Source organism: Aminobacter sp. BA135 (assembly GCF_050859125.1).
Taxonomy (GTDB): Bacteria; Pseudomonadota; Alphaproteobacteria; order Rhizobiales; family Rhizobiaceae; genus Aminobacter; species Aminobacter ciceronei.
The window spans coordinates 2,927,255-2,948,596 of the sequence record NZ_CP139572.1; the positions used below are offsets into that span (position 1 = coordinate 2,927,255).

General features: G+C 63.9%; 20 protein-coding genes. 13 read left to right on the forward strand and 7 right to left on the reverse strand.

All coding sequences use genetic code 11. From position 1 onward, the window contains the following. Positions 1 to 79: 79 nt before the first annotated feature. Entirely contained in the window at positions 80 to 3,685 is a 3,606-nt protein-coding gene (putA, locus tag SLT36_RS14205) for a bifunctional proline dehydrogenase/L-glutamate gamma-semialdehyde dehydrogenase PutA (protein ID WP_432288340.1), read from the forward strand. Positions 3,686 to 3,744: 59 nt separating this feature from the next. Here the strand turns inward: putA and SLT36_RS14210 are convergent, their stop codons facing one another. The 5 genes from SLT36_RS14210 to SLT36_RS14230 all read right to left on the reverse strand — a co-directional run bounded on the left by SLT36_RS14210 (position 3,745) and on the right by SLT36_RS14230 (position 7,307). Further along, complete coding sequence (locus SLT36_RS14210; protein WP_432283235.1) at positions 3,745 to 4,104, reverse strand: bleomycin resistance protein; 360 nt, start codon at positions 4,102 to 4,104, stop codon at positions 3,745 to 3,747. Between the two features lie 3 nt (positions 4,105 to 4,107). Continuing rightward, complete coding sequence (locus SLT36_RS14215; RefSeq protein ID WP_432283236.1) at positions 4,108 to 4,422, reverse strand: antibiotic biosynthesis monooxygenase family protein; 315 nt, start codon at positions 4,420 to 4,422, stop codon at positions 4,108 to 4,110. A 10-nt stretch (positions 4,423 to 4,432) separates the two neighbouring features. Next, the gene (locus SLT36_RS14220; RefSeq protein WP_432283237.1) at positions 4,433 to 4,687 is read right to left on the reverse strand and encodes a hypothetical protein; all 255 of its coding nucleotides are present in this window, start codon (positions 4,685 to 4,687) and stop codon (positions 4,433 to 4,435) included. A 59-nt stretch (positions 4,688 to 4,746) separates the two neighbouring features. Then, positions 4,747 to 5,124 (reverse strand): hypothetical protein, encoded by a 378-nt coding sequence (locus SLT36_RS14225; RefSeq protein ID WP_432288342.1) that lies wholly within the window; start codon positions 5,122 to 5,124, stop codon positions 4,747 to 4,749. Positions 5,125 to 5,189: 65 nt separating this feature from the next. Further along, on the reverse strand, positions 5,190 to 7,307 hold the full coding sequence (locus SLT36_RS14230) for a TonB-dependent hemoglobin/transferrin/lactoferrin family receptor (RefSeq protein WP_432283238.1): 2,118 nt from the start codon (positions 7,305 to 7,307) through the stop codon (positions 5,190 to 5,192). Positions 7,308 to 7,561: 254 nt separating this feature from the next. On the opposite strand from SLT36_RS14230, the gene hemP reads away from it, so the two are divergent. Genes hemP through SLT36_RS14255 form a run of 5 tightly spaced genes read left to right on the forward strand, consistent with a single transcriptional unit; the run spans position 7,562 to position 11,690 of the window. Continuing rightward, on the forward strand, positions 7,562 to 7,783 hold the full coding sequence (hemP, locus tag SLT36_RS14235) for a hemin uptake protein HemP (RefSeq protein WP_432283239.1): 222 nt from the start codon (positions 7,562 to 7,564) through the stop codon (positions 7,781 to 7,783). Between the two features lie 10 nt (positions 7,784 to 7,793). Beyond that, positions 7,794 to 8,846, forward strand: coding sequence for a hemin-degrading factor (locus tag SLT36_RS14240; RefSeq protein WP_432283240.1), 1,053 nt, complete (start codon positions 7,794 to 7,796; stop codon positions 8,844 to 8,846). Positions 8,847 to 8,856: 10 nt separating this feature from the next. Beyond that, a complete protein-coding gene (locus tag SLT36_RS14245) occupies positions 8,857 to 9,756 on the forward strand; it encodes a heme/hemin ABC transporter substrate-binding protein (protein WP_432283241.1) in 900 nt (299 codons plus the stop codon). A gap of 10 nt (positions 9,757 to 9,766) precedes the next feature. Continuing rightward, complete coding sequence (locus SLT36_RS14250) at positions 9,767 to 10,876, forward strand: FecCD family ABC transporter permease (RefSeq protein ID WP_432283242.1); 1,110 nt, start codon at positions 9,767 to 9,769, stop codon at positions 10,874 to 10,876. A gap of 22 nt (positions 10,877 to 10,898) precedes the next feature. Further along, positions 10,899 to 11,690 carry a heme ABC transporter ATP-binding protein gene (locus tag SLT36_RS14255; protein ID WP_432283243.1) on the forward strand — a complete coding sequence of 264 codons (792 nt, stop codon included), beginning with the start codon at positions 10,899 to 10,901 and terminating at the stop codon, positions 11,688 to 11,690. Between the two features lie 7 nt (positions 11,691 to 11,697). Here SLT36_RS14255 and rirA read toward each other — a convergent pair whose 3' ends face one another. Further along, positions 11,698 to 12,159, reverse strand: a complete 462-nt coding sequence (rirA, locus tag SLT36_RS14260; protein ID WP_067961133.1) for an iron-responsive transcriptional regulator RirA — start codon at positions 12,157 to 12,159, stop codon at positions 11,698 to 11,700. Between the two features lie 231 nt (positions 12,160 to 12,390). Here rirA and SLT36_RS14265 point away from each other — a divergent pair, with 231 nt between their 5' ends. From SLT36_RS14265 to SLT36_RS14285, 5 genes are all read left to right on the forward strand, one after another. Then, positions 12,391 to 12,951 (forward strand): GNAT family N-acetyltransferase, encoded by a 561-nt coding sequence (locus SLT36_RS14265; protein WP_432283244.1) that lies wholly within the window; start codon positions 12,391 to 12,393, stop codon positions 12,949 to 12,951. 245 nt (positions 12,952 to 13,196) lie between these two features. Further along, positions 13,197 to 14,501: a DUF445 domain-containing protein gene (locus SLT36_RS14270; protein WP_432283245.1), complete on the forward strand. Its 1,305-nt coding sequence runs from the start codon at positions 13,197 to 13,199 to the stop codon at positions 14,499 to 14,501. A gap of 71 nt (positions 14,502 to 14,572) precedes the next feature. Further along, on the forward strand, positions 14,573 to 15,004 hold the full coding sequence (locus tag SLT36_RS14275; RefSeq protein WP_067961147.1) for a phasin family protein: 432 nt from the start codon (positions 14,573 to 14,575) through the stop codon (positions 15,002 to 15,004). Between the two features lie 221 nt (positions 15,005 to 15,225). After that, positions 15,226 to 16,734 carry a helicase HerA domain-containing protein gene (locus SLT36_RS14280; RefSeq protein ID WP_432283246.1) on the forward strand — a complete coding sequence of 503 codons (1,509 nt, stop codon included), beginning with the start codon at positions 15,226 to 15,228 and terminating at the stop codon, positions 16,732 to 16,734. 71 nt (positions 16,735 to 16,805) lie between these two features. After that, complete coding sequence (locus tag SLT36_RS14285; protein ID WP_432283248.1) at positions 16,806 to 17,309, forward strand: MaoC family dehydratase; 504 nt, start codon at positions 16,806 to 16,808, stop codon at positions 17,307 to 17,309. A 15-nt stretch (positions 17,310 to 17,324) separates the two neighbouring features. Here the strand turns inward: SLT36_RS14285 and SLT36_RS14290 are convergent, their stop codons facing one another. After that, positions 17,325 to 18,020: a fumarylacetoacetate hydrolase family protein gene (locus SLT36_RS14290; RefSeq protein WP_432283249.1), complete on the reverse strand. Its 696-nt coding sequence runs from the start codon at positions 18,018 to 18,020 to the stop codon at positions 17,325 to 17,327. Positions 18,021 to 18,382: 362 nt separating this feature from the next. Between SLT36_RS14290 and SLT36_RS14295 the strand changes: the two genes are divergently transcribed. Further along, positions 18,383 to 18,883: a (2Fe-2S)-binding protein gene (locus SLT36_RS14295; protein ID WP_432283250.1), complete on the forward strand. Its 501-nt coding sequence runs from the start codon at positions 18,383 to 18,385 to the stop codon at positions 18,881 to 18,883. 106 nt (positions 18,884 to 18,989) lie between these two features. Beyond that, a complete protein-coding gene (locus tag SLT36_RS14300; protein WP_432283251.1) occupies positions 18,990 to 21,341 on the forward strand; it encodes a xanthine dehydrogenase family protein molybdopterin-binding subunit in 2,352 nt (783 codons plus the stop codon). The last annotated feature ends 1 nt before the right edge of the window (position 21,342 follow it).

Below are 21,342 nucleotides of genomic sequence, written 5' to 3' on the forward strand. Positions count from 1 at the left end.
CGACGATGTGGTAGTTTTCGACCAAATGCCGGGAGCGATGGTTCGCCCGGCGCAGCCGCAACAGCTCTACAGGATCGCCATGCCCGCGCTCGACGCCATCCGCCAGGAAATCCGCGCCAACTATCTCCCCGACGAAGCCGCCGCTGTGAAGCGGCTGGCAGCTCTCGCCAACCTTTCCCAGGACGACCGCAAGGCGATCTCGGCCCGTGCCGCCGATCTCGTGCGTGCCGTGCGCGGCTCGACCGATCCCAGGCTGATGGAGGTTTTCCTCTCCGCCTACGGCTTGTCGACCAAGGAAGGCGTGGCGTTGATGTGTCTGGCCGAGGCGCTGCTGCGCGTGCCCGACACCGAGACGATGGACGACCTGATCAAGGACAAGATCGCGCCGCATGACTGGTCGTCGCATTCGGGCGGTTCGAGCTCGATCTTCGTCAATGCGTCGACCTGGGCGCTGATGCTGACAGGGCGCGTGCTCGACGAAGGCGAGGGTTCGATCGAACGCACCTTGCGCTCGATGGTCCGCCGCCTCGGCGAGCCGGTGATCCGTACCGCGGTTGCAGCCGCAATGCGCGAGATGGGCGAACAGTTCGTGCTTGGCCGCACCATCACCGAGGCGGTCAAGCGCGGCCGCTCGATGATCCAGAAGGGCTATCTCTATTCCTTCGACATGCTGGGCGAGGCTGCCCGCACCGAGACTGACGCGCTGCGCTATCACCGTGCCTATGCCGAGGCGATCTCGTCGCTCGACAATGGCACCAACGGCCCCGACATCCGCTACAATCACGGCATTTCGGTCAAGCTGTCGGCGCTGCATCCGCGCTACGAGGTCTCGCACAAGGACGAGATGCTGCCTGTCATGACTGAGCGCCTGCTGTCGCTGTGCCTCGCCGCCAAGCATGCGCGCATGGGCCTCAACATCGATGCCGAGGAAGCTGACCGGCTCGACCTGTCGCTCGACGTCATTGCGGGCGTGCTGGCCAGTCCGCAGCTCGAAGGCTGGAACGGTTTCGGCGTCGTCGTCCAGGCCTACGGCCCACGCACGGCCTTTGTCATCGACTGGCTCTATGCGCTCGCCAACAAGCTCGACCGCAACATCATGGTGCGCCTGGTCAAGGGCGCCTATTGGGACACCGAGATCAAGCGCGCCCAGACGATGGGTCTGCCGGGTTATCCGGTGTTCACCCGCAAGGCCAACACCGACGTCTCCTACATGGCCTGTGCCCGCAAGCTGTTGTCGATGACGGACCGCATCTACCCGCAATTCGCCACCCACAACGCCCACACCGTTGCCGCCATCCTGTCGATGGCCACGGATCGCACCTCATTCGAGTTCCAGCGCCTGCACGGCATGGGCGAGGCGCTGCACGAGACGGTGCGCAAGGCAGAGGGCACGCGCTGCCGCATCTATGCGCCGGTCGGTGCCCATTCCGACCTGCTTGCCTATCTGGTCCGCCGCCTGCTGGAGAACGGTGCCAACTCGTCCTTCGTCCACCAACTGACCGACGAGGACGTCGCCCCCGAGGACATCGCCCGCGACCCGCTCGACACGGTGGAGACGCAAGGGACGGCATCCAATCCGTCGATCCCGACGCCTTCGGCGATCTTCGGCGCTGGCCGCATCAACGCCAAGGGCTGGGACATCACCGACCCGGTGACGCTGGCAGCGCTCGACAAGGCCAAGGCGGAATTCAAGGGGCCGGACCGCTGGAGCGCCAAGCCGGTTACCCGCGCCGCCGGCTACGGCGCGTCGCGCAAGGTGACCAATCCGGCCAGGCCCGACGACATCGTCGGCACGGTGACCGAGGCTGCGGCCAAGCAGGTGCCGACGGCCGTGCGTTTTGCCATCGAAGCACAGCCGGCCTGGGCGAAGAAGCCCGTTGCCGAACGCGCTGCCATCCTGCGCCGCACAGCCGATCTCTACGAGGCCAATGCCGCCGAGTTCTTTGCGCTCGCCACACGCGAGGCCGGCAAGTCGCTGTCGGACGGCGTCGCCGAGGTGCGCGAGGCGGTCGACTTCCTGCGCTACTACGCTGCCGAGGCTGAGAAGACCGAGGCCGGCACCGAGGCGCGCGGTGCCATCGTCTGCATTTCGCCGTGGAATTTCCCGCTCGCCATCTTCACCGGCCAGATCGCGGCGGCCCTGGTCACCGGCAATTCGGTCATTGCCAAGCCGGCCGAGCAAACGCCGCTGATTGCCGCGCGTGCGGTGGCCCTGATGCGCGAGGCCGGCGTGCCGGAAGACGTGATCCAGCTCCTGCCGGGAGACGGCCCGACCGTCGGCGCACCGCTGACGGCCGATCCGTGCATCGCTGGTGTCTGCTTCACCGGCTCGACGGACGTTGCCAAGCTGATCGAAAAGCAGCTGGCCGAGACGGCGGCGCCCGATGCGATGCTGATCGCCGAGACCGGCGGCCTCAACGCGATGGTCGTCGATTCCACCGCATTGCCCGAGCAGGCCATCCGCGACGTGCTGGCCTCGTCGTTCCAGAGTGCTGGCCAGCGCTGCTCGGCCCTGCGCGTGCTCTACGTCCAGACCGATGTCGAAAAGAAGATGGTCGAGATGCTGAAAGGCGCGATGGATGCGCTGACCATCGGCGATCCGTGGCAGTTGTCGACCGACGTTGGCCCAGTCATCGACGAAGAAGCGCAGAGCTCGATCCGCGACTATTGCGCTGCGATGGAAGCCAAGGGCAAGCTGATCGCCAAGCTCGACGCGCCGGCCGATGGCCGCTTCGTCGCGCCGCATGTCTTCAAGGTGAAAGGCATCGAGGAGATGGAGCGCGAGGTCTTCGGGCCGGTGCTGCATGTCGCGACCTTCGAGGCCGATGAGATCGACGACATCATTTCGGCGATCAACCGCAAGGGCTACGGCCTGACCTTCGGCCTGCACACCCGCATCGAGGGCCGCGTCCAGCACATCGTCGACGGCATCCATGCCGGCAACATCTATGTCAACCGCAACCAGATCGGCGCCGTCGTCGGCTCGCAGCCTTTTGGCGGCGAGGGGCTGTCGGGCACCGGGCCCAAGGCCGGCGGACCGCATTATCTCCGCCGTTTCCGCAAGTCGCCGGAGGCGGGCGCTGTGCTGCCGGAGGGCCGCAAGGTCACGGCGACCGAGCTGGTCGACAATCTCGTCGATGCCGGCGAGTGGGCGACGCGCACCGATCGCATCGCCGTGCTGCGCAAGCATCTGCGCGGCAAGGGTGCGGCGGCCATCGCGGCTGCGGCGAGCATCGACTTCGGCCAGGTCGACCTGCCCGGACCGACCGGCGAGGCGAACACGCTGTCGCTCAACCCGCGCGGGCGCGTTCTGTGCCTTGGCCCTGACGCCGAGACCCTGCTTGCCCAGGCGATCCAGGCGCTGGCCGCCGGCAATGCGGTCCTGGCCGTTGCGCCCGGTGCGCCGGCCGCCGTCCATGCCCTGATGGGCAAGGATCTGCCGATCGCCGCGATCGACGGTCGCCCCGACCCGGTGGAAGCGCGCGCACTTGATGTCGATGTCGTGGCTTATTCGGGCACGGAAGAAAGCACGCGCATCGTCCGCAAGGTCATCGCCGAGCGCAAGGGGCCGATCGTTCCGCTGATCAGCGAGGTGATCTACCCGGCTGCCTACGCCCATGAACGCGCTGTCTGCGTCGACACCACGGCCGCCGGCGGCAATGCCAGCCTGCTGGCCTCTGCCTAAAGCCGAGCAGGATCACGCTCGCACAATACGAAAGGGGCAGGCGTGGGCCTGCCCCTTTTTCATAATTCTTCCGGCGCGCAGCCGAAGCGCAGCAGATTGCCATGCGGGTCGTGGACGTAGAATTCCTTCATGTTCCATGGCCGCACGGTGAACGGGCTGAGCCGTTCCACGCCGCGCGCCGAAAACTCGGCGTGAAGGGCGGGAACCTCGCCACCCCTGATGTAGCAGGATGTCACCTCCGGCAGTTTGCGGTCGTCCGACTTCCAGAAATGGATTTCGATCTCGCCGCGCCGCACGATCAGATAGTCGTCCATTTCGGGAGCGATGACTTCGAAACCGAGCCTGTCGCGATAGAAATCGCGGCTTTCGCCGATGTCGGGCGAGGGCATGACCGGAATGCTGCGGGCGAGGTCGGTCAATCGTCAGGCGCCTTCGACGACCGAGAAACCCTCGAACTGCGGATGGCCGACATAGGATGCCTTGGACGAACCGGCGTTCTTGTGGGCGTTGCGGAAGTTTTCCGACTTGGTCCAGGCGACGAAGTCGTCCTGGCTCGCCCAGGTCGTGTGCGACGCGTAGAGCGTATAGCCTTCGGCTTCGTTCACCGGGCCGCGCAGCAGGTGGAATTCACGAAAGCCCGTCATCTCGTTGAGCGACGAGTCGCGGTTCTTCCAGACGTCTTCAAAGGCGGTCTCGGAGCCGGTCTGTACCTTGAAGCGGTTCATTGCGATGTACATTGTCTTCCTTTCAACGGGCCTTGCGTTGCGCTGTTGTAGTCCTTTGAGCGCTGCGTAGCGACACAACATTGGCGCCGGTGCCATCACCGGCGGTTCTTGGGCTCGGGCCGGCCTGGACCGGCGACTGGGCGCGGTAGCTGGCCAGGTCAGTTACGTTTTCACTTGCCCTGATCGCCGCCAGGCGGTCGAACAGCTCGCGCATCTCGGTCAGCAGGCCGTCGCCCCGGCGTTTCACAATCTGATCGAATTTGTTCAGTCCGAACATGCGTTTATGCCTTTCGATGCGGCGGGCGCCGGGGGACAGCAGTCTGGGCAAGGCTGGTCTCAGATGCCGAAGGCGATGCCGGATCTGGTTTCGGTCCGCAGCGCCTTGAGGCAGGCCGCCGCGTCGATCCCGCCGCCGGTGCAATCGGTGGCCTGATTGATCAGGACACGGCTGACCTTGGCGCAGTCGGTGCCTGACAGGTCGAAGCGCGTGACCTTGGTCTTGCCGGCCGGCAGGTCCTTGAAATCGAGCACCGTCAGCCTGTCGACGACGCCCGCCTCGTTGAACAGCGCAATCTCGAACGCCGCCTTGGACAGCTCGGCGCCGAGATTGTTGGTGACGATGAAGGTGAAGCGGCAGCCCTTGTCGGACGGTTGGGCTGCGTTGAGCTCAAGCACAAGTGCCGGGGCCGGCGGGGCGCTCTGGGCGCCCGCCATTCCTGTGGCGGCAACCAGTGCTGCCGCGACCAGAGGCGACAACGCGTTCACGCCAAAGCGCACGATTACCACCCGAACTGCTTGGACAGGGAGACCTTGAACGTACGGCCCTTGGCATCGTCGTTCATCAGGAACTCCTTGTACTGCTTGTTGAAGATGTTATCGACGCCGAAATTGGCTTCCCAGCCGGCGAGTTGGCCGTCCTGCGGCTTCCAGGTGACGAAGATATCGTGGGTGTTGAAGGCCTTGGCGAAGCGTGTCGAGGTGGGATCGCTGACTGGGGCGGAGGTTCCGTCGCGGGCGGCATCCTGCGGGCCGGCCACGATGCGTGCCTTCCAGCCGAACGAAAGGTCGTAATCAGGCAGCTTGCCTCCAAGCGTCAACGCCAGCTCGTGTGGCGCCACGGTCGTCAGATAGGCATCGGTAAGTTTGTTCTTGCCGACCACGTAGGAATAGGCCGCATTGGCGAAAACATAATCGGAATCGTATGCCGCCTCGATCTCGAAGCCATAAATCTCGGCTTGGTCGATGTTGGTGAAACCCTGCTTGTTGTTGAATCCTGGCAGGAAGGGACGGTTCAGGGCGATAAGGTCCTTCACGTCGTTGTAGAAGCCGGTGACTTTCAACTGGCCGCTGTCACCAGTCTGCGCGAGGTCGAACCCGGACAGGGCGATACCGGCCTCGAAATTGTTCGACTGTTCTTTCCTTAGCCCAAGGCTTGGCAGGAACGTCGATGACGAGCTTGCGGTGGAGAACACTTCGTCGATGGTCGGGAACCGCTCCGTATGGGCGATGGAACCGAACACGGCGAGGGTATCATTGATCTTGTAGTGGGCGGCGATCTTTGGCGAGAAGGCGGTGTCGTCACTTGATGGCGCGTTCAAGGCATCGTCCGGTGTCAGCTTGTGCCAGTCGAGGCGCATGCCGGGGATGACGGTCAGCCGATCGTCCCAGACGAACTCGTTCTGAACGAACACACCTGTCTTGAGGTCCGTGCCCTGGGGATGGAAGGTGACCGGGAACTGCGTTCCATCATTGCGGAAAGCCTCGGCCTTGCGGGTCTGGTAGCTCGACTGCGAACCGAGCGTCAGGTGGTTTTCCCAATTGTTGCCAGCCCACTCCATGGTGTTCTGGGCATTGAATTGCCAGGTTTCATAGCCGTAGTTCGAGTCGCAGACGACTGCGAACGAGCCGGTGCCGCAGCCCGGGTTTCCCGGGCCCGGGTTGCGCAGGTCCGCGTTGCGCTGCTCGTTGTAGGTATTGGAATATGATGCCGACACCTTCACGTCGAGCATGTCGTTGTCGGAGAATGGATTCTCGTAAGACGCCACGGCCGTGCGGTCGATGATGTGACGGTCGATGAGGCCAAAGAACGCGGCGGCGCTCGTCTGCGACAGCTGCTGATCTTCGAGGTCGGAATCCCACTGCTGGTAGGAAAGCCGAAGCTTGCCCTCGTCGCCGACATTGAACGTGCCCTTGGCGAGCCCGGACCAGGCCTTGAAATTGGTGCCGATGACTTCCTTGCCGTTACCGGATTCGTAGGGGTCGGAAGCGCGGTAGTTGCCGGTCAAAAGGAACTCGGCGTTGTCGCCAAGCCGCTGGGCAAGCACGGAATTCACCAGGTAGCCATTGCCGTTGCTGTTCCAGGAACTCTTCAGGCGCAGGGCACCGGTCTGTCCCTCGGCGATGAAATCGGAGGCATCCTTGGTCTCGAAATTGATGACGCCGCCGAGGGCGCCCGAACCGTAGAGCGTCGAGGAGGCCGGCCCGCGGAGCACTTCGACGCGCTTGTAGAGTTCCGGGTCCGAGAAGAACGATCCCAGGCGATATTGCTCGTAGAATTTCTGCGCGCCATCGACATTGACGATGATGCGGCCGCCGTCGCCGGTGTTTTCGGGCGCGCCGATGCCACGGATGTTGAAGCTCTGGCCAAGCAGCCTGTCGGAGCCGGTCACGTTGACGCCGGGCGTCGCGCGAATGATCTCGCCGATCGTCTCGGGCTGAAGGCGGTCGATGTCTTCCTGCTCGACGACGGTCACCGCCTGTGGCGTGTCGATGGCGACCTTGGCGACGCCGGCGCTGACCACGAGGCGTTGCAGGACGGTGACGCGCGGCTTCTTGTCCTGCTCAGTGGTTTTGGCTTCCTGCGCGTAGCCCGCATGCGCGCCCACGAACACCGCCATTGCAGCTCCGCCCAGCAGAGCTGCCTTATTCCGACCCACTAGCCCCATGTCCCACTCCAAAAATGTCCCGTGCTGGCTTGCTTTTCGCTCGCTAGCAATTTTTCGCTCGCCGGCCACGTCTTAAATCTTGACTTGATCACTCCGGTATTGCACTGACTAGTAAACATGAATGTACGAGTCAACTAATAGATTCAAACATGACGGCCTCGACCGGACTTTTCCGGCGCGGCGGACGGATGAAGGAGTGGAATGAGATGAATTCACACAATCCGAACCATTTCCGTTCTGGTCAGTTCCGGCAGGGTTATCGCCGGCCGGACGCCCAGGTGGCGCCGCGTCCGATCGCCGGATCGGCTGCCAGGACGCTGACCAGCGAGTCGCTGTTCCTCGGTGATTTCGAGATCGGCATCGACCATGGCGGTGCGCTTTACCGCCTCAAGATCACCCGTCAGGGCAAACTCATTCTCAACAAGTAGGTGTTTTCAAATGGACCAGCGCGTAAGGCCCAACCCACACGAAATCAGGCGGGCGCGAACTGACAACCCCAAGATGCGCGAGCGCGATCTCGCCAGCCAGCTCGGCATTTCCGAAGCTGAACTGGTGGCCGCGCATTGCGGCGAGGGTGTCGTTCGCATCGAACCGCGCGTCAATGACCTGCTCGCCGGCATCGAGGCCGTCGGCGAGGTCATGGCCCTGACCCGCAACGAAAGCGCGGTCCATGAGAAGATCGGCATCTACGACAAGGTCGTGCCCGGCACCCAGGCCGCAATGGTGCTCGGAGAACAGATCGACCTCCGGATCTTTCCGAGGGCCTGGGTTCACGGCTTCGCCGTCGAAAAGCGCGATGGCGACGACATCCGCCGCAGCCTGCAGTTCTTCGACGCCGCCGGCACGGCGGTGCACAAGATCCACCTGCGTCCGGCCTCCAACCTCTATGCATATCAGAAGCTGGTCGAAACCTTGATCAGCGACAATCAGGACCCGTCGATCGTGACGGTTCCTTCAATGGTGAAGTCGCCGGACGAGGAGACGTCGACCGGTGTTGAGGAGTTGCGCGACCGCTGGAGCAAACTGACCGACACGCATGAGTTCTTCGGTATGCTGAAGTCGCTCAAGCTCGGCCGCCAGCAGGCCATGCGCATGGTTGGCCAGGACTATGCCTGGAGGCTGGAACATGACGCGCTGCCGGCCGTCTTCGACAAGGCGGCGGCAAGCGGCCAGCTGATCATGTGCTTCGTCGGTAATCATGGCTGCATCCAGATCCATTCCGGCTCGGTTAAGAACATCAAGCCGATGGGCCCGTGGCTCAATGTGATGGACGAGACGTTCCACCTGCATCTCCGAACCGATCACGTCCAGGAACTCTGGGCGGTTCGCAAGCCGACCAAGGATGGCCATGTCACCTCGGTCGAGGCCTATGACGAAAACGGCGAGATGATCATCCAGTTCTTCGGCAAGCGTAAGGAAGGCCACGACGAGCGCGCCGACTGGCGCGAGCTGGTCGAAGCCCTGCCTGTTGCGCAGCAGAACGCGGCCTGAGGAGCACAAGATGTCGACACCCCAACGGCTGCTTCGCTCGGCCGCACTCAGCCTGTCGGTCTTGCTGGCAACCGGGACCGCCAGCATGGCGGTCGAGGGCGCCACTGTTTTCCCTGACCGCGCTCGCGTCGCCTCTGTCGGCGGATCTATCACCGAGATCGTCTATGCGCTCGGCGAAGAGAAGGCACTGGTTGCCCGCGACTCAACCAGCGTCTATCCGGAAGCAGTCTTCAAGCTGCCCGACGTCGGCTACATGCGGGCGCTGTCGCCAGAAGGCGTCTTGTCGGTCAATCCGACCGGCATCCTGGCGCTCGAAGGCAGTGGGCCGAAGGAAGCGATCGACGTCCTCAAGAAGGCGAGCGTTCCCTACATCCAGGTGCCTGAAGGCTTCAGCCATGACGGCATCCTCCAGAAGATCCGTATCGTCGGCAAGGCGCTCGGCGCCGACGCCAAGGCCGAGGCGCTCGCCGCCGACGTCGGCAAGCAATTGTCCGATGCCGAGGCGCTCACCAAGGACATTCCGCAGGAAAAGCGCACGCGCGTGCTGTTCATTCTCAGCATGCAGGGCGGCAAGATCCTGGCGTCGGGCAACCATACGGCTGCCGATGGCATCATCGCACTTGCGGGTGGCGTCAACGCGGTCGAGGGCTACCCCGGTTACAAGCAATTGACCGACGAGGCCGCGATCACGGCAAAGCCCGACGTGATCCTGATGATGGATCGTGGCGGCGGCAGCGCCGTTCCGGATGCCGAGCTGTTCGCCCATCCGGCGATCGCCTCGACGCCTGCTGGCCAGGCCAGACGCGTCATCCGCATGGACGGTGCCTATCTGCTCGGCTTTGGCCCGCGCACGGCAGCCGCAATCAAGGATCTCGCCGTTGCGTTCTATGGCGACGCGGTCAAGAAGTAAGGCCGGGACAGTGGTGGATGAAACGATCGTCGGCGGCGCCGGCGTGCAGGAGAGAGGTCGCCGTGTCGACGGCGACCGCTCCGCTCGTGCCTTGCTGGTCATCGGCCTGCTTGCCCTGGCGCTGGCGGCAACGGCGCTGTTCAGCCTGACATGGGGCGCCTCCGACGCCTCGGCGCTGGGGCTTGTCCGCAGCTGGCTGTTCGGCGCGACGCCGGTTAACGAGGCGCTGTCGATGCGCGACAGCGTCATCGTCTACGACATTCGCTTGCCGCGCATCGTGCTGGGCATGCTCGTGGGGGCCGCGCTTGCCGTCTCCGGCGCCGTCATGCAGGGCCTGTTCCGCAACCCGCTGGCCGATCCCGGCCTGGTCGGTGTATCGGCCGGCGCGGGCCTGGGCGCCGTCTCGGTGATCGTGCTGGGCGCAACCGTGCTTGCACCGTTCACGGCCCTGCTCGGCAGCTACGCGCTGCCATTTGCGGCATTTGGCGGTGGCCTGCTCACCACCATCATCCTCTACAATGTCGCGACGCGACAGGGCCGCACCTCGATCGCCACCATGCTTTTGGCCGGCATCGCACTGGGCGCGATGGCCATGGCGCTGACCGGCGTGCTGGTCTACATCGCCGACGACAGGCAGCTTCGCGACCTGACATTCTGGCAGCTCGGCTCGCTCGCCGGCGCGACCTGGCTGAAGATCGCGGGTGCCGGCCCGATCATCGTCCTGGCCCTGGCGACGACACCTTTCATGGCCAAGGGGCTGAATGCACTTGCCTTGGGCGAGGCGACGGCAAGCCATCTCGGCGTTCCGGTCCAGCGGCTGAAATATGTGGCGATCGTTGCGGTTTCGGCGGCAATCGGCGCTTCGGTGGCGGTCAGCGGCGGCATCGGCTTTGTCGGCATCGTCGTGCCGCATCTGCTGCGCTTGGCGATCGGACCCGACAACCGCTACCTTTTGCCGGCGTCGGCGCTTTTGGGCGCATGCCTGCTGCTGCTGGCGGATGCGGTGAGCCGCACCATAGTAGCACCCGCCGAGTTGCCGATCGGCATCATCACCGCGGCCGTCGGTGGCCCGTTCTTCCTGTGGATATTGCTGCGCAAGCGCGGCGTCGTCGATCTCTGATGCGGCGAACTGTGAGGTACTCATGATCGAAGCACGCCAGGTTTCGGTGTCGATCGGCAGCACGCGCATCGTCAGCGATGTCGATTTCACCGTGCGTCCGGGTGAACTGGCAGCGATCGTCGGACCCAATGGTTCCGGCAAGACGACCTTCCTGAGAGCGCTGACGGGCGAACTGGCCTATTCGGGCCAGGTGTCGCTCAATGGCCGCGATGCGGCGAAGCTGAAGCCATGGGAATCGGCAAGCATCCGGGCGGTGCTGCCGCAGTCGACGGCTCTGTCGTTCCCGTTCACCGTCCGCGAGATCGTCAAGCTTGGCGTGACGGGCGGCCGCTCAGGCGCATTGGCGGGCGAGGGCGACAGGTTGCCGGAGCGGGCGTTGGCCCGGGTCGATCTCGAAGGCTTTGCCGGACGCTTCTATCAGGAGCTTTCGGGCGGCGAGCAGCAGCGTGTGCAGCTTGCCCGTGTCTTGTGCCAGGTGTGGGCGCCGGTGCTGGACGGGCAGCCGCGCTATCTGTTCCTCGACGAGCCGGTGTCCAGCCTCGACATCAAGCACCAGCTGATCATCATGAACATCGCCCGCGATTTCGCGCGACGCGGCGGCGGCGTTGTCGCGATCCTGCACGACCTCAATCTGACGGCGATGTATGCCGACCAGATCTGCGTCATGCATCGCGGCAAGCTTGCGGCCGCGGGTGCCCCGCAGGCCGTGCTCACCGATGGTCTGATCGAAAAAGTATTTGGCTGCCGACTGCGCGTCGGCGCCGTGCCTCAGGAAAACATCCCGTTCGTGCTGCCGCAGTCGGCCGTCGCCTGAGCCCGTATCAGCTCGCCAGGGCGCTGGGCTCGGGGAAGTGCAGCCCGAGCAGGTCACGCATGTTGGGACGTGCGGCAACCAGATCGGCGATGGTGTAGCGCGCCAGCACCTCGAAGAACGCGTTGAGCGCTTCGCGCAGAGCGGAATTCAGGCCGCAGCTGTCGACAAGCGGGCATTCGGCGGCGTCGTTTTCGAAGCATTCAGCCATGGCGAAGCTCTCTTCAGTGACGCGGACGACATCGAAGAGCGAGATCTGGTCGGCCGGCTTGGCAAGGCGTACGCCGCCATTGCGGCCACGCACCGTCTCGACCAGCTTGGCTTCGACCAGCGGCTGCAGGATCTTGAACAGGAACAGTTCCGACACCGTGTAGGCAGCGGCGATTTCAGGAACGCGGCTCAGCCGTCCTTCGTTGGCCGCGCAATACATCAGGATGCGCATGGCGTAGTTGGTCTGGCGTGTGAGGCGCATTGCGTGTTCCTTGCTCTGCGTTGAGTCCGCGAGTCCGGCTAATATGGCCCATACCTTAGAACAATTCCAGACAGGGTTTCAAATTATATATGACGACGATAGTCATATTTGTGGCGCATAGCAGCCTTGCATTTACGTAAAGGTCAAAACGGTTGATTTTGATGCTGCGCTGCACAATATTGGCCGTGTCGGGAGTGGGAGACTCAGGGAGGAACCCATGAGGACTGCGACATGGAACAGATCGTACGCACACAAAGGCCATTGACGGGCGTAATCCGTCAGTTGCGGCCGTCCGATCTGCCCCGCTTTGCCGAACATCTGCTGAGACTTGACGACCAGAGCCGGCGCGACCGCTTCAACGGCCTGACCCATGACGGCTTTCTCCAAGCCTACGCCGAACGCAGCTTTCGCGAGGGGGCGACGGTCATCGGCTATGTCGAGGGCGACAAGGTACTTGCCGCCGCCGAGCTGCACGAACGCGCCGAAGAGAGCGAGCCGACGGCCGAAATCGCCTTCAGCGTCGAGCACAAAATCCAGAACCGGGGCATCGGCGGACGGTTGTTCCAGCGCCTCGTTGCCCAGGCGAGGGGGCTCGGCTACCTCAGGCTGCAGGTGACGACTCACGCCAACAACAGCGCCATGAAGGCCCTGGCCCGGCGTTTCGATGCCAAGCTCAGCTTCCAGCAGGGCGAGACCAACGGCATCATCGAACTCGACGGCGAGGCAGGTCTCGATGCCGACTGGCCTGCCGGTCTCAGCAGGCGCGGTGCCGGCAAGGCCATTGCTGCCTGACCTGCCTCGACGAGGCGCGGCTGCGCTCAGCGATGCGTCGCAGATCGGCGATCCCGGTCGCCTGGGTTTGCGCGCTCCCGGCATCACCCTTTCAAGCACAGGCTTTTCAGGATGAGGATATCTGATTTGCCGGAAGGGTTGTAATCGGGCGCGCCGTCTCGATATCTGACCGGCATGATACATGTTTGTCGCGTCGACCCGGCCGCCGCATGCGAGGGCGGAACATGAGCAAGGATGGACCTGCAATGGCTGCAGCAAACGGCGACGTCATGCCCGCGGCTGTTCGCGCGTTGAGTTCCGATGAGACTGCCAAACTGTCCGCCCTGCGGCGGACAAAGTTCATCGCAACGGGCGCACTGGTTGTCTGCGTTGCGATCTTTGCCCTCGCCAAGTCGCTGCAGGGGCGCTGGCCGTGGCTCGGTTTTGTCGCCGCCTTTGCTGAGGCGGCGACGATCGGCGGCCTCGCCGACTGGTATGCGGTCGTGGCGCTGTTCAAGCGGCCGCTCGGGCTGCCGATCCCGCATACGGCAATCATTCCATCCAACCAGAACCGGATCGCCGACAATCTCGGCCGTTTCATCGAATCCAACTTCCTGGCGCCGGAGCCGGTGCGGCAGAAGCTCAAGGAAGTGGATTTCGCAGCGCTCGTCGCCGATTGGCTGTCGGACCGCCAAAGGGCGGAGGGGCTGTCGGTTTTTGTCGGCCGGCTGGTGCCGCAGATGCTGCAGGCGATCGAAGGCTCGGGCCTGCGGGATTTCGCGACGCGCCGTATGCTGGAGCGCATCGGCAAGGTCGAGGTCGCGCCGCTGGCGGCGGAGCTGTTGACAGCCTTCACCGAAGACCGCCGCCACCAGCGCCTGCTCGACGAGTTCACCAAGATCATCGGCAATTTCCTCAGCGACGAGCAGGCTCTGGCCGTGCTGCGCGAAAAGATCAGGGAAGAGCTGCCGTCGGTGTTCAATCTGTTCCGGGCCGATGCCTATCTGCTCAAGCGGATCGTGGCGTCGGCTGCAACCCTGCTTGAAGATGTCAGGGGCGATCCCGACCATCCGCTGCGCGGCGAGTTCGACCAGTTCGTCCACGGTTTCATCGACCAGCTTCGCCATTCGCCTGACTATGCCAGGCGCGCCGAGCAGCTGAAGCGCAACTTCCTCGCCCGACCGGAGTTGCGCGGGCTGGCGCAGGATGTCTGGAAAAGCATGCGTGGCTTCATCGAGCAGGACGTCGCGTCGCCCAATTCGATGACGCGAAGGCACCTGACCAGTCTGTTCGTTGAAGTCGGCCAGAACCTGGCGCGCGACCCCCATATCCGCGCCGACATGAATGCCGGTTTCGTCGTGGCACTCGCCTCGTTCGTCGAAAGCCAGAAAAGCGGTGTTTCCGGTTTCATCTCCGAACAGGTCAAGCGCTGGGATCTCGGCCAGCTGACCCGGCTGATCGAGATCAACATCGGCCGCGACCTGCAATATATCCGCTTCAACGGCATGCTGATCGGCGGTCTCGCCGGTCTGGCGCTGTATTCACTCGAGTTGCTGGTGCTTGCGAATTGACCGGCAGCCTTGCTCGTCTATGCTGACCTGGCGACCTCCGGGGGACGCCCGGAGCCAAACGGGAGCGAGCCATGGCGAAGAAGCCGGAACCGGAATCCTTCATGGACATGTTTTCGAAATTCGGGCGCGACCTGAAGATGCCCGCGGTCGATGTCGACACGATCATCGGCCATCACCGCAAGAATCTCGAAGCGCTGGAACAATCGGTCAAGGCGACGGCCTCCGGAGCCTCGTCGCTGGTGGCGAAGCAGCGCGAGATGCTGCAGGAAGCCTTGCATGAGATCACCGAGGCCGCCCAGGGGCTTAGGGCTCCAGGCAATCCGCAGGAGCTGATTTCCAGGCAGGCCGACTTCGCCAAGCGCTCATTCGAGGCTGCCGTCAAGAATGCCGGCGAGGTAGCCTCCATCGTACGCAAGTCGGGCACGGAATCCGTCGATATCCTGCGCAGCCGCATCCATGAATCGATCGAGGAAATCCGCGACAGCTTCGACAAGAAGAAGTAGCCGTGCCGATCCAGTCCTGACCTCAGCTCTCCTGTGGGTTTCGCGAGAGCGCTCGCGCATTGTCCACGGTCGGATGCTATTGAAGGGCGATCACCATCGGAGCGTGGTGCGTCCGTCCGGGCGCACAAAGACGCTTTAACACTTTGAATCCGGCTATTGTGGCTTCCGCGAATCGATACGGATTCGCGGACCGGCGCAGCAGGGTTCAACTGGGGTAGAGGATGAAGGTAGGCATCGAGATGGGGGCGGCGTCCGGCGGGACGAAGGCTCAGCTTGATCTCGAAGAACTGTTGGCGACCCGTTTGCTGGTTCAAGGCAATTCGGGCTCGGGAAAGTCGCATCTGTTGCGTCGCCTGCTCGAACAGAGCGCGCCGTGGGTGCAGCAGTGCGTCATCGACCCCGAGGGTGATTTCGTCACGCTCGCCGACAAGTTCGGACATGTCGTCGTCGATGCCCAGCGCACCGAAGCCGAACTGACCCGCATTGCCGGCCGAATCCGCCAGCATCGCGTATCGGTCGTGCTCAATCTCGAGGGCCTCGACGTCGAGCAGCAGATGCGTGGTGCCGCAGCGTTCCTGAACGGCATGTTCGATGCCGAGCGTGATTTCTGGTACCCGGTCCTGGTCGTCGTCGACGAGGCGCAGCTGTTTGCGCCGGCCATCGCCGGCGAGGTGTCGGACGAGGCCCGCAAAATCTCGCTTGGCGCGATGACCAACCTGATGTGCCGCGGCCGCAAGCGCGGCCTGGCCGGCGTCATCGCCACCCAGCGCCTGGCGAAGCTTGCCAAGAACGTTGCCGCCGAGGCGTCCAACTTCCTGATGGGGCGCACCTTTCTCGACATCGACATGGCGCGTGCCGCCGACCTGCTCGGCATGGAGCGGCGCCAGGCCGAAATGTTCCGCGATCTGGCGCGCGGCAATTTCATCGCGCTTGGACCGGCGATGTCGCGCCGGCCGCTGCCGGTCGCCATCGGCCCGGTCGAGACCTCGGCACGTTCGGTTAGCCCCAAGCTGATGCCACTGCCCGACGCCAGCGAAGACACGCGCGACCTGATCTTTGCGCCGGCGCCGCTGGAAACGCGCCAGACGGTCCGGCGCACGGCACCGCCTGCGCCGACGCCCACGGCCGACATCATCGCCCAGCTTTCCCAGGTACGCGCCGAGGCCTCGGCGCCCGTTGCCGAGCCGATCTTCCCGCTGTTCGATGAAGCCGAGCGCGAGGCGCTGATCGACACCATCGTGCGCGAGATGGTCGAGGATCCCGATGCGGCGTTCCGCACCGATGCCGTGCTCTATCAGGATTTTCTCGTCCGCTGCCGCATCAAGCGCATGCAGGGCGAGCCGCCGGCGCTGTCGATGTTCCGCCGCCGCTACGCCGTGGCACGCTCGGGCATCGATGAAGAAACCGCGTCGAGCGACACTTGGCAGCAGGCGCTCGGCATGTCGGTTGCGCTTCCCGAGGATCTGCAGGCGGTGTTCCTGATCGTCGCCCAGGCCGCGGTCAAAGGCGCGCCTTGCCCATCCGACGCCGCGATCGCACATGCCTATGGCAGCCATTCGGCGCGGCGGGCGCGGCGGCTGCTCACCTATTTCGAGGAGCAGGGGCTGGTTGTCGTGCGCACCGATTTCCACGGCAAACGCTCAGTGGCGTTCCCCGAGCTCGGCTGCGAAACAGCCCCTGGCGACCCGGAGCGAACCGACGATCTGCCCGAGCGCGAGGCGGCGGAATAGCCCTTTCCACAGCCCTTGGAGGTTGACAAGCGCGCCTCGTTTATGGTCCCCAACGCCCACTTGGCCAGCTTATGTCAGGAGAGGGAAGCGTGCGGAAGCCGATCGAGACTTATGAGGAATTGCGCGCAAACATCGGGCAGGAACTCGGCGTTTCCGATTGGGTGCTTGTCGACCAGAGCCGCATCGACGCCTTTGCCGACTGCACCGGCGACCGCCAGTGGATCCACGTCGATCCCGAAAGGGCCAAGCGGCGCAGCCCGTTCCGCACCACGGTTGCGCATGGCTTCCTGACGTTGTCGCTGATTGGCGCGCTGGTCCAGGAAATCGGCGTGGTGCCCGAGAATACGCTTGCCGCCTTCAACTATGGCCTCGACAAGGTGCGTTTCATCTCGCCGGTGAAGGTCGGCTCGCGGGTGCGCCTGCGTACCGTACTGATGTCGATGGACGACAAGGGCCCGGGCCAATATCTGCTCAAGGCCGAAAACACCATCGAGATCGAAGGCGAGGACAAGCCGGCGCTCGTCGCCGAAACGCTCGTCATGCTCTACGAAAAGCGCAAGAAGGCGACGGCCTGAGCCGCCGCCCGCCAGTTACCGTGCAGCGATCGAAATCTCGATCTCGCCGACGCCGTCGACACCGCCTGTCATGCGGTCTCCTGGCTTGACCGCGCCGACGCCCGCCGGCGTGCCGGTGTAGATCAGGTCGCCGGCCTTCAGCTCCATCGCTTGGCTGCAGATGGCGATCACTTCGGGGATCGACCAGATCAGTTCGGAGAGGTCGCCTTGCTGCCTGGTTTCGCCATTGACGGCGAGCCACACCCGGCCTTTGTCGGGGTGGCCGATGTCGGACACCGGTACCAGCGGTCCGCATGGTGCCGAGCGGTCGAAACCCTTGCCCCAGTCCCAGGGGCGACCGAGTTTCTTGGCGGCGTCCTGCAGGTCGCGGCGGGTCAGGTCGATGCCGACGCCGTAGCCCCAGACGTGGTCGAGCGCGTCGGCCGCGGCGATGTTCGATCCGCCTTTGGCGATGGCGACGACAAGCTCGATCTCATGGTGCAGGTCGCCGGTCAGCGGCGGGTAGGGGATCGTCGTGCCGCTGTCGACGACAGAATCTGCCGGCTTGCCGAAGAAGAACGGCGGCTCGCGATCGGGATCCTTGCCCATTTCGCGGGCATGCGCTGCGTAGTTGCGGCCGACGCAGAAGATGCGCCGTACCGGAAACCGCTGCGAAGATCCTGAAATGGCGACCGAAGCTGGCTCGGGCGGAGAGATGACGAAGTTGACCAAGCAGGGCCTCCCGCAAACGTGATGACGGCTTTTGGCACGATCCGCGCGCGCATTCCACTTGCAATCTGCAGTCTGGCCACTTGCAATCTGCAGTCTGGCCACTTGCAATCTGCAGTCTGGCCACTTGCAATCTGAAGTCTGGCCACTTGCAATCTGCAGCCTGGGAAGTGGCCGTTGCTGGCTGAGCTGCAAGCTGGCTGAAGTCGAAGCGGCCGCGATCAGGCGTCTTTTCTGCGCTGGCATGCACGCATTGCGTGTCTGGATCCAAAAAGGCGCTTGCAGCCTGCATTTGCACAGATAGGATTTGCTCACCTGACTGGTGCGGGGTCTGCCTAGCCGGTCGCGGCAACATGGGAGGTTTCATGTCGGAGGTATCTTTGGTCGTGAATGGCCGAAAGGTCAGCGGCGCGGTGGAGGACCGCACGCTTCTCGTTCATTTCCTGCGTGAGCATTTGGGGCTGACCGGAACGCATGTCGGTTGCGATACGTCGCAATGCGGTGCCTGCGTCGTCCACATTGACGGCAAGGCGATGAAGTCCTGCTCGATGCTTGCGGTACAGGCCTCGGGTTCGACCGTTACCACCATCGAAGGCCTCGCCGACGGCGCCGACCTTCATCCCGTCCAGGCGGCGTTCAAGGAACATCATGGCCTGCAGTGCGGCTTTTGCACGCCGGGCATGATCATGACGGCGACCGACATGATCCGCAGGCATCCCGAAGGCCTCGACGAGGCGACCGTGCGCGCGGAGCTCGAAGGCAACATCTGCCGCTGCACCGGTTACCACAACATCGTCAAGGCGATCCTCGCCGCTTCGAAAACGATGTCGAAGGCGTCCAAGAGCAAGGCGAAAAAGGCGGCATAGGGACCGGGGAGCGCAGGGCGAGCAGGGACATGGTCCCTTACGCCGTCGCGGTCTCCCTCCATAGCCACCATTCGCCATCTGCTTTTTGAGTTCGGGAGGAACTGAAATGGGAATCCAAGGCATCGGCGCGCGGGTTGCGCGCAAGGAAGACAAGAGATTCATCACCGGCGCCGGACGTTATGTCGACGACATGGTCGTGCCGGGCATGAAACACGCGGCATTCGTGCGCAGCCCGCACGCCCATGCCGACATCAAGAAGATCGACACCAAAAAGGCCGAGGCGATGCCGGGTGTCATCGGCGTGCTGACCGGCAAGCAGATCAAGGCCGACGGCATCGGCAACCTGATCTGCGGCTGGATGATCCATTCCAAGGATGGTTCGCCGATGAAGATGGGTGCGTGGTCGCCGCTGGCGGTCGACCGGGTGCGCTATGTCGGTGATGCCGTCGTGGTGGTGGTGGCCGACACCAAGGGCCAGGCGCGCGACGCCGCCGAAGCTGTCGAGATCACCTACAAGGAACGCAAATCGGTTGCCGATGCGGTCGATGCGCTCGCCAAGGGCGCGCCGCAGCTTCATCCCGAAGCCGACGGCAACCTGATCTTCGACTGGGGCATCGGCGACGAAGCAGCGACCGACGCTGCCCTCAAGTCGGCTGCCCACATCACCCGGCTCAACATCGTCAACAACCGGCTGGTTCCGAATGCGATGGAGCCGCGCGCGGCCCTTGGCCACTACGACAAGGCCGAGGATCACTACACCTGCTGGACGACCTCGCAGAACCCGCATGTCGCCCGGCTGGTGATGAGCGCGTTCTACAATGTCGCGCCGGAAAACAAGCTGCGTGTCATCGCACCTGACGTCGGCGGCGGCTTCGGCTCGAAGATCTACATCTATCCCGAGGAAATCGTCTGCCTGTGGGCCTCCAAGCGGACCGGCGTGCCGGTCAAGTGGGTGGCCGACCGCACCGAGAGTTTCCTGACCGACGCCCATGGCCGCGACCATCACACCACTGTCGAGATGGGTTTCGACAAGAACAACAGGATCGTTGGGCTGAAGGTCGACACGGTCGCCAATCTCGGCGCCTACATGTCGCTGTTTTCCTCGGCGACGCCGACCTATCTCTACGCCACGCTGCTGTCGGGCCAGTACAACATCCCGGCGATCTACGGCAATGTGCGCACCGTCTACACCAACACCGCACCGGTCGATGCCTATCGCGGGGCAGGCCGGCCTGAAGCCACCTTTGTGCTCGAGCGCACCATGGAGATTGCCGCGCGCGAGCTCGGCGTGTCGCCGGCCGAACTCAGGCGCACCAACTTCATCACCCAGTTCCCGCACCAGACGCCCGTCATCATGTGCTACGACGCCGGCAATTACGGCGCCTCGCTCGACGCTGCGATGAAGCAGGCCGACTATGCCGGCTTTGCCAAGCGCAAGGCTGCGGCGGCCAAGAAAGGCAAGCTGCGCGGCATCGGCATGAGCTGCTACATCGAGGCCTGCGGCATTGCGCCGTCAGCGGCGGTGGGGTCGCTCGGCGCAGGTGTCGGCCTGTGGGAATCCGCCGAGGTACGGGTCAATGCCGTCGGGACCATCGAGGTTCTGACCGGCTCGCACAGCCATGGCCAGGGCCATGAGACGACCTTCGCCCAGCTCGTCAACTCACGGTTCGGCGTGCCGCTCGACAGTGTCTCCATCGTCCATGGCGACACTGACAAGGTGCAGATGGGCATGGGCACCTATGGCTCGCGCTCCGGCGCCGTCGGCATGTCGGCGATCGTCAAGGCGCTCGACAAGGTCGAGGCCAAGGCCAAGAAGATCGCAGCACATCTGCTCGAGGCCGACGAGGGTGACATCGTCATCGAGAACGGCCAGCTCAAGGTGGCCGGCACCGACAAGAACGTGCCGTGGTTCCAGATGGCGCTTGCCGCCTATACCGCACACAACCTGCCGCAAGGCATGGAGCCCGGCCTGAAGGAGACGGCATTCTACGATCCGTCGAACTTCACCTTCCCGGCCGGCTGCTACATCTGCGAGGTCGAGATCGATCCCGAGACCGGCGAGACCGATATCGTCCAGTTCGTCGCCGCCGACGATTTCGGCAACATCATCAATCCGATGATCGTCGAAGGGCAGGTGCATGGCGGCATCGCCCAGGGCGTCGGCCAGGCGCTGCTGGAAGGCGCTGTCTATGACGCCAGCGGCCAGCTTCTGACGGCAAGCTACATGGACTACACCATGCCGCGTGCCGACGATCTGCCGTCATTCCAGATATCGACGTCGAACACGCCCTGTCCGAGCAATCCGCTCGGCATCAAGGGCTGCGGCGAGGCCGGCGCCATCGGTTCGCCGCCGGCGGTCATCAACGCCATCACCGATGCGCTCGGCCACGACAACCTGACCATGCCGGCGACGCCGGGCAAGGTCTGGGCTGCCCTGCGCGCCGGCACGAAGCACTGAG

What these genes read in the sequence shown, in the direction of transcription:
- putA (WP_432288340.1), top strand. Translation starts at nt 80, where the DNA reads ATGCCCGCGCTCGACGCCATCCGCCAGGAAATCCGCGCCAACTATCTC.
- SLT36_RS14215 (WP_432283236.1), bottom strand. Translation starts at nt 4,422, where the DNA reads ATGTACATCGCAATGAACCGCTTCAAGGTACAGACCGGCTCCGAGACC.
- SLT36_RS14220 (WP_432283237.1), bottom strand. Translation starts at nt 4,687, where the DNA reads ATGTTCGGACTGAACAAATTCGATCAGATTGTGAAACGCCGGGGCGAC.
- SLT36_RS14225 (WP_432288342.1), bottom strand. Translation starts at nt 5,124, where the DNA reads ATGGCGGGCGCCCAGAGCGCCCCGCCGGCCCCGGCACTTGTGCTTGAG.
- SLT36_RS14230 (WP_432283238.1), bottom strand. Translation starts at nt 7,307, where the DNA reads ATGGCGGTGTTCGTGGGCGCGCATGCGGGCTACGCGCAGGAAGCCAAA.
- hemP (WP_432283239.1), top strand. Translation starts at nt 7,562, where the DNA reads ATGAATTCACACAATCCGAACCATTTCCGTTCTGGTCAGTTCCGGCAG.
- SLT36_RS14240 (WP_432283240.1), top strand. Translation starts at nt 7,794, where the DNA reads ATGGACCAGCGCGTAAGGCCCAACCCACACGAAATCAGGCGGGCGCGA.
- SLT36_RS14245 (WP_432283241.1), top strand. Translation starts at nt 8,857, where the DNA reads ATGTCGACACCCCAACGGCTGCTTCGCTCGGCCGCACTCAGCCTGTCG.
- SLT36_RS14255 (WP_432283243.1), top strand. Translation starts at nt 10,899, where the DNA reads ATGATCGAAGCACGCCAGGTTTCGGTGTCGATCGGCAGCACGCGCATC.
- rirA (WP_067961133.1), bottom strand. Translation starts at nt 12,159, where the DNA reads ATGCGCCTCACACGCCAGACCAACTACGCCATGCGCATCCTGATGTAT.
- SLT36_RS14265 (WP_432283244.1), top strand. Translation starts at nt 12,391, where the DNA reads ATGGAACAGATCGTACGCACACAAAGGCCATTGACGGGCGTAATCCGT.
- SLT36_RS14270 (WP_432283245.1), top strand. Translation starts at nt 13,197, where the DNA reads ATGGCTGCAGCAAACGGCGACGTCATGCCCGCGGCTGTTCGCGCGTTG.
- SLT36_RS14275 (WP_067961147.1), top strand. Translation starts at nt 14,573, where the DNA reads ATGGCGAAGAAGCCGGAACCGGAATCCTTCATGGACATGTTTTCGAAA.
- SLT36_RS14280 (WP_432283246.1), top strand. Translation starts at nt 15,226, where the DNA reads ATGAAGGTAGGCATCGAGATGGGGGCGGCGTCCGGCGGGACGAAGGCT.
- SLT36_RS14285 (WP_432283248.1), top strand. Translation starts at nt 16,806, where the DNA reads ATGTCAGGAGAGGGAAGCGTGCGGAAGCCGATCGAGACTTATGAGGAA.
- SLT36_RS14295 (WP_432283250.1), top strand. Translation starts at nt 18,383, where the DNA reads ATGTCGGAGGTATCTTTGGTCGTGAATGGCCGAAAGGTCAGCGGCGCG.
- SLT36_RS14300 (WP_432283251.1), top strand. Translation starts at nt 18,990, where the DNA reads ATGGGAATCCAAGGCATCGGCGCGCGGGTTGCGCGCAAGGAAGACAAG.